Source organism: Streptomyces chengmaiensis (assembly GCF_029846775.1).
Taxonomy (GTDB): Bacteria; Actinomycetota; Actinomycetes; order Streptomycetales; family Streptomycetaceae; genus Streptomyces; species Streptomyces chengmaiensis.
Window position 1 is genome coordinate 136,742 of record NZ_JARWBG010000003.1, and the last position, 13,015, is coordinate 149,756.

12 protein-coding genes are annotated in these 13,015 nt (G+C 72.8%); 6 read left to right on the plus strand and 6 right to left on the minus strand.

The genetic code is table 11. The features are described from left to right. Positions 1-40: 40 nt before the first annotated feature. A complete protein-coding gene (locus QCN29_RS03970) occupies positions 41-790 on the minus strand; it encodes a helix-turn-helix domain-containing protein (RefSeq protein WP_279926265.1) in 750 nt (249 codons plus the stop codon). Positions 791-1,004: 214 nt separating this feature from the next. Here QCN29_RS03970 and QCN29_RS03975 point away from each other — a divergent pair, with 214 nt between their 5' ends. After that, positions 1,005-1,697, plus strand: a complete 693-nt coding sequence (locus tag QCN29_RS03975) for a CBS domain-containing protein (protein WP_279926266.1) — start codon at positions 1,005-1,007, stop codon at positions 1,695-1,697. 700 nt (positions 1,698-2,397) lie between these two features. Further along, positions 2,398-2,790 carry a thioredoxin gene (gene trxA, locus QCN29_RS03985; protein WP_279926267.1) on the plus strand — a complete coding sequence of 131 codons (393 nt, stop codon included), beginning with the start codon at positions 2,398-2,400 and terminating at the stop codon, positions 2,788-2,790. A gap of 153 nt (positions 2,791-2,943) precedes the next feature. On the opposite strand, the gene QCN29_RS03990 is transcribed toward trxA, so the two are convergent. From QCN29_RS03990 to QCN29_RS04005, 4 genes are all read right to left on the minus strand, one after another. Next, a complete protein-coding gene (locus QCN29_RS03990) occupies positions 2,944-4,128 on the minus strand; it encodes a thiolase family protein (RefSeq protein ID WP_279926268.1) in 1,185 nt (394 codons plus the stop codon). A gap of 148 nt (positions 4,129-4,276) precedes the next feature. Beyond that, complete coding sequence (locus QCN29_RS03995) at positions 4,277-4,543, minus strand: hypothetical protein (protein WP_279926269.1); 267 nt, start codon at positions 4,541-4,543, stop codon at positions 4,277-4,279. 60 nt (positions 4,544-4,603) lie between these two features. After that, on the minus strand, positions 4,604-5,632 hold the full coding sequence (locus QCN29_RS04000) for a LacI family DNA-binding transcriptional regulator (protein WP_279926270.1): 1,029 nt from the start codon (positions 5,630-5,632) through the stop codon (positions 4,604-4,606). A gap of 102 nt (positions 5,633-5,734) precedes the next feature. Then, positions 5,735-6,559 carry a TIGR02452 family protein gene (locus QCN29_RS04005; RefSeq protein WP_279926271.1) on the minus strand — a complete coding sequence of 275 codons (825 nt, stop codon included), beginning with the start codon at positions 6,557-6,559 and terminating at the stop codon, positions 5,735-5,737. A gap of 125 nt (positions 6,560-6,684) precedes the next feature. Here QCN29_RS04005 and egtA point away from each other — a divergent pair, with 125 nt between their 5' ends. The 4 genes from egtA to egtD are packed head-to-tail and all read left to right on the plus strand — an operon-like array spanning position 6,685 to position 10,999. Next, complete coding sequence (gene egtA, locus QCN29_RS04010; RefSeq protein ID WP_279926273.1) at positions 6,685-7,983, plus strand: ergothioneine biosynthesis glutamate--cysteine ligase EgtA; 1,299 nt, start codon at positions 6,685-6,687, stop codon at positions 7,981-7,983. 6 nt (positions 7,984-7,989) lie between these two features. Then, positions 7,990-9,285, plus strand: coding sequence for an ergothioneine biosynthesis protein EgtB (gene egtB, locus QCN29_RS04015; protein ID WP_279926274.1), 1,296 nt, complete (start codon positions 7,990-7,992; stop codon positions 9,283-9,285). Then, positions 9,285-10,040, plus strand: coding sequence for an ergothioneine biosynthesis protein EgtC (gene egtC / locus QCN29_RS04020; protein ID WP_240135726.1), 756 nt, complete (start codon positions 9,285-9,287; stop codon positions 10,038-10,040). The genes egtB and egtC overlap by 1 nt, the downstream gene beginning before the upstream one ends. After that, entirely contained in the window at positions 10,037-10,999 is a 963-nt protein-coding gene (gene egtD / locus QCN29_RS04025) for an L-histidine N(alpha)-methyltransferase (protein WP_279926275.1), read from the plus strand. Before egtC ends, egtD begins: the two co-directional genes overlap by 4 nt. Positions 11,000-11,300: 301 nt before the next feature. Here egtD and QCN29_RS04030 read toward each other — a convergent pair whose 3' ends face one another. After that, complete coding sequence (locus tag QCN29_RS04030; protein WP_279926276.1) at positions 11,301-12,899, minus strand: carboxylesterase/lipase family protein; 1,599 nt, start codon at positions 12,897-12,899, stop codon at positions 11,301-11,303. Positions 12,900-13,015: the final 116 nt, after the last annotated feature.

Sequence of the window (13,015 nt, forward strand, 5' to 3'; positions counted from 1 at the left end):
CGGTGGGCTGCCGCTCGGTGCGGGCGCGTCGGCGGCGGCGTCAGGGCCGTCTCCGGGATGGCTCGCGGGAGCCGGAGACGCTGCGGCCCGGGTCCGGGACGCCGCTCTGCGGGTTGATCACGCGGCGGCCGGTCACCCGCTCGGGGGCGATCGCCAGCCACAGCCCGCGTTGCCCGCCCGCCCAGGGCAGGCTCTGCGCAGCGGCCTCCAGGCGGCCGATGGCGTCGGGGGCCGTGACGGGCTTGGCGCGGCCGGTCACCAGCACGCTCCAGCCCTGGCACTGGGCGTCGTCGATGCGGTCGACCTCGAAGGCGACCTCGGAGCCCGCGGCGGCGGAGGGCACGGCGCCGGGTGCGGTGCGGAAGGCGATCGCGCCGCCGGCGACCACATAGTTGACGGGCACGATGGCGGGTCCTTCGTCCGTGGTGACGCCGATCCGGCCCACGCCGTGGCCGGCGAGCAGCTCCCAGGACTCGTCGCGGTCCAGGTCGACCAGCCGGGCGTTGCGCGGCGCGCTGGCTGCGCCCGGCGGGCGGCCGGCGGAGCCGCCGGCGAGGTCGGCGACCGTGGTCTCCAAGGCGTCGGCGAGCCGGATGATGGCCCCGATGCCGGGGGCGGACGCGTGCTCCTCCACATACCGGATGTAGCTGGGTGCGGCGCCGCAGCGCCCGGCGACCTCCTCGCGGGTCAGTCCCAGCTCGGCACGGCGGGTGGCGATGCGCCGGCCCATGTCCGTGGACTGGTGGGCGACGGGACCGGCGGATGAAGCGCGTGGTCTCGTGGTCGGCATGTTCCTCACGTCCGTTCGAAGAGGCTGCGCCGGCTGCCGGCCCGGCTGCGGACCGGCCGTCACCGCCAGGTTGCCCCGCCGGGCCCGGCGGCCGCATGGGCCGCCAGGCCCGTGGGCGGGGCCGGTCGGCCCTGTCCGCGACGCCGTGGGCGGCGGAGTCTGGGGTGTGTGAGGGGTTCCCCGCACACCGCCGCCTATGCATGGAGTGCCTGTCATGGATGGCCGTCCATACACCGTGAACGATGTGATGACCAGGACCGTCGTGTCCGTGGACCGGGATGCCCGCTTCAAGGAGATCGCCGCCGCGATAGAGCGGTGGCAGGTCAGCGCGGTGCCCGTGATCGAAGGGGAGGGGCGCGTCGTCGGCGTGGTCTCCGAGGCGGATCTGCTGCCCAAGGAGGAGTTCCGCAGCGGTGGGGCCGGCATGGTCGAGCAGCGTGAGCGGGCGGCGGACACCGCCAAGGCCGGTGCGGTGTGCGCGAAGGATCTGATGACGACTCCCGCGGTGGTGATCCGGGCCGACGCGACGCTGCCGCAGGCGGCCCGGGTCATGGCCCGGCAGCAGGTCAAACGGCTGCCGGTGGTGGATGCCGAGGGCGTCCTGCAGGGCATCGTGAGCCGCGCCGACCTGCTGAAGGTCTTCCTCCGCTCGGATGACGAGCTGGCCTTCCAGGTGCGCGCGCAGGTCGTGGACCGGCTCTTCCCCGTCTCGCGGCACGACATCCGGGTGGAGGTGTGCGACGGGGTGGTCCATCTGACGGGCACGGTCCGCGACAGCGAGCGGATTCCGCTCGCGGAGAGCCTGACCCGCTCGGTCGAGGGCGTCGTGGACGTCGTGTGCTCGCTGACCGGACCGCCGCTGGCCGCGGCTTCGTCTGCCCCGTCTGCCCCGTCCACGGCGGGGTGAGCGGCCTGTGCGGCCGCGGCGGCGGCCGCACAGAAGTGCCTCCGCGCCCGCGCATGAGCGGCCGCGGGCGCGGAGGCCGCGGGCTACCGCCCGCTTCGGCGGCAGCCTGTGGCCGGCTCGGAGCACCGGCGGCCGGCAGCTCCGGCCCGCCGGTGGTGTGCCGCGGCCGCTCCCCGCAGCGGGGCGCACCGGGGCCTCCCGGGCTCGGGGGAGCACCTGGACCTCCGGGGCTCGCCCCTGACGCCCAGGGACGGGGGCGCGCCGGGGGAACCCGCGGTCACGGGCAGCGGCGGCTGCCCCCGCGATGCGTGCCCGGCACTTGCCCTGGAGAGTGAGGAGAGCGCGGTGGCCGACGTCGCCGACCGCGTACAGCCGGCGGCGGCCCTCGCCCCGGCAGCTGTCGTCCACGGTGAGCCGGCCGCCGGGCAGGCCGGGGAGACCGGGGAGACCGGGGAGACCGGGGAGGGCCGGTCGGCTGCCGGCGGCGAGGACGACGGTGTGCCGGGCCGTCTCCCGACGGGGCCCGGCCAACCGCCACGACGCCGTACTCCGCGGATCGGGTCATGGGGCCGGTCCGGTCCGGGTGTGCGGTGGGGCCACCTGGGCAGGGGCAGGAATACCGGGCATCCGGACCCGGTTGTCGCAAGACGAGTCCACGGGACGTCGAGAACCACGGGACCCAGGAAGAGGTAGCAAGCGTATGAGCACTGTCGAGCTCACCAAGGAGAACTTCGATCAGGTCGTGAGCGACAACGACTTCGTCCTGATCGACTTCTGGGCTTCCTGGTGTGGCCCGTGCCGGCAGTTCGCGCCGGTGTACGAAGGCGCGTCGGAACGGCACTCCGATCTGGTCTTCGGGAAGGTCGACACCGAAGCTCAGCGGGAGTTGGCGGCCGCGTTCGGCATCCAGTCCATTCCGACCCTGATGATCGTGCGGGAGAGAGTGGCCGTCTTCGCGGAGCCGGGCGCGCTGCCCGAGCCCGCGCTGGAGGACGTCATCGGCCAGGCGCGCGCCCTGGACATGGACGCGGTGCACAAGTCGATCGAGGAAGCGAAGAACGGCCGGCCCGGAGCCGAGGCCCCGGAAGCCTGAGCGCCGCTCCCCGGGCCCGGCGGCGGGCGCGCCCGCCCGGGCCGGGTTCGGGGCCGGATGTCAGCGGCGCCCTGCCGGCGTCGGCAATGGTCTCCTGTCCCGGCCGGTGACCGCCTTGAGCGTCCGCAACGGTCTCGGCCTCCGGTGACGGTCTCAGCGCTCGAGTACGAGTGCGAGGCCCTGGCCGACCCCGATGCACAGCGCCGCCACACCCGTGCCGGACCCCGCGGCGGCCAGCTGGTGGGCGACGGAACCGGCGAGCCGGGCGCCGGACGCGCCGAGGGGATGGCCGATGGCGATCGCGCCCCCGCGCGGGTTGACCAGGGCGGGGTCCAGTTCGGGCCACTCGGCGAGGCAGCCGAGCGACTGGGCCGCGAAGGCCTCGTTCAGCTCGAACGTCGTGAGTTCGGCGAAGGTCCGGCCCGCTTTGCCCAGGGCCCGCTGGACGGCCTCGACCGGACCGAGGCCGAAGAGCTGGGGTTCGATGCCCGTGACCGCACAGGCCCGGATGCGGGCGAGCGGCTCGCGCCCCACGGCCCGCAGGCCCTCCTCGTCGACCAGCAGCAGGGCCGCGGCGCCGTCGTTCAGCGGTGAGGAGTTGCCCGCCGTGACCGTGCCGCCGTCGCGGAAGACCGGCTTGAGTTTGGCGAGGGCCTCCATGGATGTGGTGTCTCGGATGCACTCGTCCCGTACCGGCTCCACGCCTTCGCAGCCGACGACTTCGCCGTCGTACAGTCCGTCCGCCCAGGCTGCGGCGGCCTTCTGATGGCTCGCCAGCGCGAAGGCGTCCTGCTGCTCACGGGTGATGCCGTGTTTCTCGGCGACCAGTTCGGCGCCCTCGCCGAGCGACACGGTCCACTGCGGGGGCATCGCGGGGTTGACCATCCGCCACCCGAGGGTGGTGGAGTGGAGCTGCTGATGCCCGGCGGGAAAGGCGCGTTCGGGCTTCTCGAGCACCCACGGGGCGCGGGACATCGACTCCACGCCGCCGGCGATCGCGATGGACGCGTCCCCGAGGGCGATGGCGCGCGCCGCCTGGATGACGGCCTCCAGGCCTGAGCCGCACAGCCGGTTGACCGTGACGCCGGGGACGGACACGGGCAGCCCGGCGAGCAGGACGGCCATGCGCGCCACATCGCGGTTGTCCTCGCCCGCGCCGTTGGCGTCGCCGAAGACGACGTCGTCGATCCGGGCCGGGTCGAGGTCCGGGGTGCGGTCCGCCAGCGCCCTGACGACACGCGCGGCGAGATCGTCGGGCCGCACGGAGGAGAGCGCGCCCCCGAACCTGCCGACGGGGGTGCGTACGGCGTCGACGATATAGACGTCGCGGATGCTCATCGGATGTCTCCCGGGCGTGGACCTGCGTGTGCGCGTGTTCTCCTGTTCGCCCGGTGAACGGTGGTTCACCAGGTCAGGCCCGAGTCTCTGCCGCTCCCCGCGCCCTGTCAACGCCCCGGGCGGCTCGCCCCCCGGCCCTCCGGAGCGCTCAGCCCCCCGCCTCGACGACCCTCGCCGACAGGCCGTAGTCCAGCTCCGCGCCGTCCACGAGCAGCGCCTCCACCGTGCGGGTCTCCGGGTCGATGTCGGCTTCGAGGCCGCCGCCGACGTAGCGGGGGTAGCCGGAGGCTCCGTACTGGCCGGTCGCCTCGACGACCGCGGAGCGGATGGCGCTCTCGACCAGTTCGGCGCCTTCCTTGCCCTCGACGTGCTGGGGCACCAGGAGGATCTCGAACCGCTGCGGCTGGCTGCTCATACCACCGACGCTAGGACATGCGCCGCCCGGCGCGCACGTCGTCTCCGGAAACCGGCCGGATCAGCTGGAGTCGCGGGGGACGGCGCGGGCGCTCATCAGGGCGTGCAGGTCCAGGGGCGTCCCGGGGCTGCGGACGGCGCGGTCGACGAGTTCGGCCAGCCGCCGCCCGGTGACCAGATCGATCCGGACCGTGCTGAGCCGGGGCCGCAGCAGCCGGCCGAGGAGGAGGTCGTCCGCGCCGACGACCGCCGTCTGGCGCGGCACGTCGACGCCCTCGTCCTGCAGCGCGCGCATCAGCAGCATCGCGTACTCGTCGTTGTAGGCGTAGACGGCGTCGAGGCCGTGCGCCCGGCAGCGGGCGGCCAGCGCCGCGGCCGACTCCTCCTCGTACGACAAGGGGAGCGGCTCGATCCGGACACCCGCCCCGGCCTTCGCGGCGGCGCCGTGGGCGCCCTCCAGGCGGGGTTCGGCGAAACAGGCGTGGCCCGGCTCCTTCGGCAGGACCACTCCGATGGCCCGGCGGCCCCGCTGCAGCAGATGGCCGACCGCACACGCGCCTATCTCGCGCTGGTCCATGATCAGGCAGTGTGCGCCCTCGACGCGCCGCTGGCCCAGTGTGATCACCGCCTTGGCGCCGGAGCGTTTGAGGACGCCGACGCCGTGCGGGGTGAGGGCCACGTCGCCGAGTGCCACGACCGCGACAGGGCGCAGCTCGGCCCAGGCGCGGGCCGCCTCGTCGCCGTCGAGGCCGAGGCTGCCGTGCTGGACGACCGTGTACTCCAGGCGGCGCAGCGCCCACTGGAGTTCATGGGAGAACCTGCTGTAGAGGGGGCCGGCGGGGAGCTGCGCGGTGGGCAGCAGAACGGTCCGGGTGTGCCCGGCGCGCAGGCTGCGGGCGGCCGCGTGCGGCACATAGCCCAGTTCTTCGGCGGCTGCGCGCACCCTGCGGCGGGTGGGTTCGCTGATCCGCACGGCCGTGGCGTTGTTGAGCACGTAGGAGACGGTGGCGCGCGAGACCCCGGCCAGCCGGGCGACGTCGGCACTGGTCGGGACGGGCCGTTCTGCGGACTGCTTCGGTGTCTGGCTCATCGCGCTCGGCATCTTTCCAGACCGGTTCGCGGTCGGTCTCCTGCCGTTCGGCGGGTATGGCCGGAATCGAGCGGTGCGGCCGGGCGGCGCTACGGCCGGAGCTCAAGGCGCGAAGACGCGGCGGAACGCTTCGAGCGTGGACCTGTTCGCCGTGCGGTCGAGCACGGCGAAGACGACCTGCTCGAAGTGGCCCGCGAACCGTCCCTCGCCGGTGAGCAGAGTGTGGAAGGCCCCCGCGACCATGGCCGGGTCGTTGCGGAACACCCCGCAGCCCCAGGCCCCCAGCACCAGACGGCGGTAGCCGCAGACGGCCGCCGTCTGAAGCACCCTCTCGGCGCGGGACGCCAGGGCGGCGGGGATGCGGTGCGCCTCCTCGGGGGTGCGCTCGGCGATGACGCCGGCGTTGGGAGCGGGCGAGGTGAGGAATCCGACGGTGTACGGCGCGGGGAGCAGCTCTCCGCGGTCGTCGCGGAAGACGGGCACGGAGGGTGCGTGGATCACCCGGTCGGAGTAGAAGGCGCTGCGCTCGCTGCGATGGTGCTCGTAGTACTCGGGCGCGCGCAGCAGCGCGGTGTAGAGCGCGGAGGCACGGCAGAGCGCTTCCTCCTGTGCCTGCGCGCCGTTGAGGTAGCCTCCGCCCGGATTGCGGGCCGAGGCGAAGTTGAGGACGGCGACCGGACGGTCGGGGTCCTCCACGACGAGCCGCCGGGCCGCTTCGGTGCTGGACTCGCCGGTGACCTCGAAGCCCGGGGCGCGGTCGGCGTCCGGTGTGACGGGCAGGGCCTCGGGGCCGTACATCCGGGTGCCGGCCAGCGCGGCCGCCAGCTGCCGTTCGATGGACACCTCGGTTCCGTCGGGCAGCCGGTAGCGGCCGGCGCCGACGATTTCCTCGTTCTGGCGTGCGATCCCCCGCAGTCGTGCACTCATGCCGGACATCCTCACGGGCATACGCCAGATACGGCAAAGGGTTATTGGGACTCCTGATGCACTCTTGTGCAAAGCGTCGGCCTTGGCCTTAGGTTGGCAGAGTGCCTTCGACAGGAGGAACCGGTATGCATCCACCCGATACCGGCGGGTACGGCCCGCCGATCACCGAGGACGACGCGGAGGACCTGCTGCGATGCATCTGCTTCAAGACCGGTCCGCCCAAAGCGGTCGGGGTGGAGCTGGAGTGGTTCATCCATGACGCCGCCCGGCCCCGTTCCGCCCTCGCGCCCGACCGCCTGGAAGACGCCCATCAACGCGTCCGCGAACTGCCCCTGACCTCGCTTCTCACCTTCGAACCCGGCGGCCAGCTGGAGCTCAGCTCGCCCCCCGCCGCCTCCCTCATGGAGTGCCTCGACACCGCCGCGGCCGATCTGGAGGCCGTGCGCCGCGCACTCCGCCCGGCCGGACTCGCCCTCACCGGGCTGGGCCTCGATCCCTGGCACCCCCCGAGACGACACCTCCGCTCCCCACGTTACGACGCCATGGAGGCGTTCTACGGCCGCACGGCCCCGCCCGGCCGCATCATGATGTGCAGCACCGCCTCCGTGCAGGTCTGTCTGGACGCCGGGCTCGACGAGCCCGGCCCGCTGGGGCACTCCAGACGCTGGCGGCTCGCCCATCTGCTGGGCGCGGTGCTGCTGGCCGCGTTCGCCAACTCCCCCTTCTCGGAAGGCCGGTCCACCGGATGGCGGTCCACCCGTGAGGCCGTGATGGCCCGAGTGGACCCCGTACGGCGGCTGGCGCCCCCGCTGGACGGAGCGCCCCGCACGGCCTGGAGCACGCATGCGCTGGACGCTCCGGTGATGTTCGTGCGCACGCCCGAAGGGCCGTGGCAGGTGCCCGACGGGCTCACCTTCCGCCGGTGGCTGCGCTCGGGGGGCCCGCGTCCGCCCACGGCGGACGATCTGCACTACCACCTGACCACCCTCTTCCCGCCCGTACGGCCCCGCGGCCATCTCGAACTGCGCATGATCGACGCCCAGTCGGGCAGGGACGGCTGGCGGGTGCCGGTCGCGGTCGCGACCGCCCTGTTCGAGGATCCGGAGGCAGCCGAGACCGTCTACCGGGCCGTCAAACCGCTGGCGGAGATCGCCGCGGCCCCGGGCAATCCGCTGTGGACGGCCGCGGCCCGGGACGGCCTCGCCGATCCGGAGATCCGCGCGGCCGCGGCCCTCTGCTTCACGGCCGCGCTCGAGGCGCTGCCGCGGCTCGACGCCTCACGCGCGGTCGTGGACGCCGTGGCCGCCTTCCATGAGCGCCATGTGCTGACCGGCCGCTCCCCCGCCGACGCGGCAGCGGACGAACTCGCCGCCCTGCCGTCCCTCGACGCCCAGCCGTTCGCCCGCCCCTCGGGAAGGACCTGAGCACGTATGAACGACGTTCTGAGACAGCGGGCCGTGGACGCGCTGACCGCCGCCCGCGCCCGTACCGCCGCCCTCACCTCCTGCGTGGACGACGGCGAGCTGACCGCCCAGCACTCTCCCCTGATGTCCCCGCTCGTCTGGGACCTCGCGCACATCGGCAACCAGGAAGAGCTGTGGCTGCTGCGCAACGTGGCCGGCCAGCAGCCCATTCGGCCGGAGATCGACTCCGTGTACGACGCCTTCCAGCATCCCCGGTCCGAGCGGCCCTCGCTGGATCTGCTCTCCCCGGGCGAGGCCCGCGGCTACGCCCACGACGTGCGCGGCCGGGTGCTGGACGTGCTGGAACGCACCCCGCTGGAGGGGCGTCCGCTGGTCGACGCGGCATTCGCCTTCGGGATGGTCGCACAGCACGAGCAGCAGCACGACGAGACCATGCTGATCACCCACCAGCTCAGGCGCGGCCCCGCCGCGCTCGACGCGCCCGCGCCGCCGCACGGCACGGCACAGGGCCTGCCGGCCGAAGTCCTGGTCCCCGGCGGCCCGTTCACCATGGGCGCCGCCGACGAGCCCTGGGCGCTGGACAACGAAAGGCCCGCACACGAGCGTCTGGTCCCCGCATACTTCATCGACACCGTGCCGGTGACCTGCGGCGCGTATACGGCGTTCATCGAGGACGGCGGCTACAGCGAGCGCCGGTGGTGGGCCGAGGCGGGCTGGGAGCAGATACGGCAGCACGGCATCGGGGCCCCGCTGTTCTGGCGGCGCGAGGGCGGACAGTGGCTGCGCCGCCGGTTCGGGGTGCTGGAACCGGTGCCGCAGGACGAGCCGGTCCTCCATGTGAGCTGGTACGAGGCCGACGCCTACGCCCGGTGGGCGGGCCGGCGGCTGCCGACCGAGGAGGAGTGGGAGAAGGCCGCCCGGCACGATCCCGCATCCGGCCGCTCGCGCCGCTACCCGTGGGGCGACGAGGACCCTGCCGAGACGCATGCCAACCTCGGCCAGCGGCATCTGCGCCCGGCAGCGGCCGGCAGCTATCCCGAGGGGCAGTCGCCGCTGGGCGTGCGGCAGCTCATCGGCGATGTGTGGGAGTGGACGTCCAGCGACTTCCTGCCCTATCCCGGCTTTGTCGCCTTCCCCTACAAGGAGTACTCGCAGGTCTTCTTCGGGAGCGACCACAAGGTGCTGCGCGGCGGCTCGTTCGCGGTGGACCCCGTCGCCTGCCGGGGCACGTTCCGCAACTGGGACCTGCCGGTGCGCCGGCAGATCTTCTCCGGGTTCCGCACGGCCAGGGACGCGGGCTGATGTGCCGCCATATCGCCTACGTCGGGCCACCCGAGCCGCTGGGAGCCCTGCTGGTGGAGCCTGCGCACGGCCTGCTGCGCCAGTCGTGGGCGCCCCGCCGCCAGCGGTACGGCACCGTCAACGCCGACGGGTTCGGCGTCGGCTGGTACGCGGACGGCGACCCCGCGCCCGCCCGGTACCGGCGCGCCGGGCCCATCTGGGGCGACCTCTCGTTCGCCGATCTGGCGCGGGCAGTGCGCAGCGGCGCGCTGCTGGCGGCCGTGCGCGACGCCACACAGGCGGGCGCGGACGGTGAGGCGGCGGCCGCGCCGTACGCCGCCGGCCGTTGGCTGTTCAGCCACAACGGCGCGGTCCTCGGCTGGCCCGGCTCGCTGGCGCCGGCGGCGCGCACCCTGCCGGCCGAGGAACTGCTGTCGCTGGAGGCCCGCTGCGACTCGGCGCTGGTGTGGGCGCTGGCGCTCACCCGGCTGCGGGAGGGCGACCCGCTCGGCCAGGCGCTGGCCGACACGGTCCAGGCGGTGGCCGCCGCGGCGCCCGGCTCCCGGCTGAACCTGCTCCTCACGGACGGTGAGACGATCGCCGCCACCGCGTGGGGCGACACCCTGTGGCAGCTGTCCGTCCCCGGCCGCAGCGCGGTCGTGGCCTCGGAGCCGTACGACGACGACCCCCGCTGGCGTGAGACGCCCGACCGCACCCTGCTCGTCGCCACACGCGACGGGATCTCGCTGACCCCGCTCAAGGAGCCCTGCACGTGAGCACGTTGAAGCTGACCCGCACCCTCCCCGAGGACGCCACGGACGCCGATCTGCGCGCCGACGTGCTCCACGGGCTGACCACGACCCCCAAGACCCTGCCGCCGAAGTGGTTCTACGACGCCCGCGGGAGCGAGCTGTTCGAGGAGATCACCCGGCTGCCCGAGTACTACCCGACGCGCGCGGAGCGGGAGATCCTTCACTCGCGCGCGCCCGAGATCGCCGCGGCGACACAGGCGCGCACCCTGGTGGAGCTGGGCTCCGGCTCCTCGGAGAAGACCCGGCTGCTGCTGGACGCGCTGACCGGTCTGCACACCTATGTACCGGTCGACGTGAGCGAGAGCGCACTGTACGGCGCGGGACACGCGCTGCTGGCCGAGCGGCCGGGGCTGCATGTGCACGCGCTGATCGCCGACTTCACCCGCGGCCTCACGCTGCCCGATGCTCCGGGACCGCGGCTGGTGGCGTTCCTCGGCGGCACGATCGGCAATCTGCTGCCGGAGGAGCGCGCCGTGTTCCTGCGCTCGGTGCGCGCCCTGATGTCACCCGGCGACGCTCTGCTGCTGGGCGCGGACCTGGTGAAGGAGGAGAGCGTGCTGGTCCGGGCGTACGACGACGCCGCCGGTGTGACGGCCGCGTTCAACAAGAACGTGCTGGCCGTGCTCGCGCGCGAACTGGACGCGGACGTGGACCCGGACGACTTTGACCACGTCGCCCTGTGGGACCCCGGCAACGAGTGGATCGAAATGCGGCTGCGGGCACGCTCCGCGCTGACCGTGAAGATCCGCGAGCTGGATCTCGCGGTGCCCTTCGAGGAGGGCGAGGAGCTGCGGACGGAGGTGTCGGCGAAGTTCCGCCGGGAGGGCCTGGGCGCCGAACTGGAGGCGGCGGGGCTTGAGCTGACGGGGTGGTGGACGGACGCGGCGGAACGGTTCTCGCTGTCGCTGGCGACGGTGGCCTAGGGGCAAGGCGTGAAGTTTGCGGCTGGTGCGTGTTGTCAAGGCCTGCGGATGCGAGGACTTCGATACCGGTTGTGGCTTTGTAGCTGGTGCGGTTGGCTGTGTCACTCTCCGGGGATGTCGTTTCGAGGCGACTTCGGGAGTCACTCACGACGCATTCGCGTGATCAATGTCCAAGAAAATTGATGTCACTTGGGTTGCTGTGGCAGCCCGTCAGGGCTGCCACAGCCGGAGTGGTGACGGGCAGATGTTCACAAGGCGCTGGCGTTCCGGCTGTCGCGTACTCCCTCAGACGCTCCTCATCTCACTGTGAGGAGGCGAGTGCCTTCCAGAAGGAGTAGTGGTGGTCGGCCGCGAAGTCAGTCTGCTCGATGCTGCCGGACGCGAGTCGCTGCACGTACGGGCTACGGGCCGTGAACCGTTTCCACGTGGGCATGGAATGCCCGTTCACCTGCCCGGTGCTCGCGAACCGGCTCCAGTAGGCGGTCACTGTGTCCGACAGCCCGGCTTGCGCGGTGTCGAGCGGCTCGAACAGGTCGTTGTCGAACAGGTAGGCCAGGTCGATCATGTGGCCGGTACCGAGTGAGAAACTCCTCGGCCGCGGCACGCTCTTGAAGTACGGGGCGTTGGTCTCGGCGAAGTCGTAAGCGTAGACGGGGGTGTAGCGGGCCAGCGCGCGCTGGGTGTCGAGTGCCGCGGTCGACCATTGGGAGTCGGTCAGCACGGCCGACAGTGCCGCCCCGGGTGCCGGGTAGTTCACTACTGGATACTCGGCCAGAACCGCGGGACCGTCCTTCCCGAACTGCTCGGCAACCTTCTTGGCGTATCCCTCGGCGGTCAGCGGCCTTCCTGTCATGATCTCGTCGAGCCCAGCGAGCCCGCTCATCTCGTCGTGAGTGGAGCCGTGCAAGACCGGAACCCGCACGAACCGCCCGGCGGCGATCGCCCGTGACGGGGCCTCGGGCAGCACCTTGCCGTCCACCACGGGCCGGTAGCCGTCGTGTCCGGAGGCTGATGCCTTGATGAGCTCGGCGGTGGACCTGCGCCGCAGGCAGGAGTCGGCGGCGCGCGGATCGTCGCAGCCCGCGGCTTTGGCGACGGCGAGGCCGTTGGCCTCCGCCTGCGTGCGGGTGAACGAGCCGTCCGGGCCGACGCAGCCCGCACTCTGTACGATCGCCTTGCTGAAGAGCCCGCGGGCTGAGGGCGAGACCAGCTGGGCGCAGACGCTGTAGCCGCCGCCCGACTGCCCCATGATCGTGACATTGTGGGGATCGCCGCCGAAGGCGCCGGCGTTGCGGTTGACCCATTTCAGCGCGGCCTGCTGGTCAAGAAGACCGAGGTTGACTGGTGCGCGCAGGCCGGGCGCGGCGAGGAAGCCGAACGTGCCGAGCCGGTAGTTGATCGTCACGACCATCGCGCCCTGCTGCGCGCCGGCCAGCTTGGCCGCCCGGTAGGTGGCGCCGTCGCCGTAGGTGAAGCTGCCGCCGTGAATCCAGACGATGACCGGCAGCCGTCCTGTCGTCCGCCCAGCCGGAGTCGTGACGTTCAGGTAGAGGCAGTCCTCGCTGCCGCCGTCCTCGATCGAGATGGGCTGATCGGTCGGTTGCGCGCAGGCGCTCTTCGGGGCGCGGGTGTCCAGCGGCGACGACCAACGGCGCACCGGCTGTGGCTCCTTCCACCTGCGGTCTCCGGTTGGCGGGCCGGCGTAGGGGATGCCCTGGAACGTGCGCACCGTATCGGCGACCGTGCCCTGGACCGGGCCCTCGGCGGTCATCACCTGCGGGGGGAGGGCTCGGGCGCTGGGGTGCACGGAGGCGGGGCCGGCCGTGATCACCATGGCGGCGAGCGTTGCGGAGACGGCGGCCGCGGCCAGGAGGGCGACGCGTAACTTCTTGGTGATCATCTGGGCTCCCAGGATCGGCGTGATCTTCGATGCTTGGAACCGTAGCCAGAGTTTGGGCAGATGCGCAAGACGTTCGCCTGAGACGTCTGTCTAAGGCATTTGCCTAAGGCGTTTGT

Excerpts from the sequence above, each read along its gene's own strand:
- QCN29_RS03970 (WP_279926265.1), bottom strand. The coding sequence starts at position 790 with ATGCCGACCACGAGACCACGCGCTTCATCCGCCGGTCCCGTCGCCCAC.
- QCN29_RS03975 (WP_279926266.1), top strand. The coding sequence starts at position 1,005 with ATGGATGGCCGTCCATACACCGTGAACGATGTGATGACCAGGACCGTC.
- trxA (WP_279926267.1), top strand. The coding sequence starts at position 2,398 with ATGAGCACTGTCGAGCTCACCAAGGAGAACTTCGATCAGGTCGTGAGC.
- QCN29_RS03990 (WP_279926268.1), bottom strand. The coding sequence starts at position 4,128 with ATGAGCATCCGCGACGTCTATATCGTCGACGCCGTACGCACCCCCGTC.
- QCN29_RS03995 (WP_279926269.1), bottom strand. The coding sequence starts at position 4,543 with ATGAGCAGCCAGCCGCAGCGGTTCGAGATCCTCCTGGTGCCCCAGCAC.
- QCN29_RS04000 (WP_279926270.1), bottom strand. The coding sequence starts at position 5,632 with ATGAGCCAGACACCGAAGCAGTCCGCAGAACGGCCCGTCCCGACCAGT.
- QCN29_RS04005 (WP_279926271.1), bottom strand. The coding sequence starts at position 6,559 with ATGAGTGCACGACTGCGGGGGATCGCACGCCAGAACGAGGAAATCGTC.
- egtA (WP_279926273.1), top strand. The coding sequence starts at position 6,685 with ATGCATCCACCCGATACCGGCGGGTACGGCCCGCCGATCACCGAGGAC.
- egtB (WP_279926274.1), top strand. The coding sequence starts at position 7,990 with ATGAACGACGTTCTGAGACAGCGGGCCGTGGACGCGCTGACCGCCGCC.
- egtC (WP_240135726.1), top strand. The coding sequence starts at position 9,285 with ATGTGCCGCCATATCGCCTACGTCGGGCCACCCGAGCCGCTGGGAGCC.
- QCN29_RS04030 (WP_279926276.1), bottom strand. The coding sequence starts at position 12,899 with ATGATCACCAAGAAGTTACGCGTCGCCCTCCTGGCCGCGGCCGCCGTC.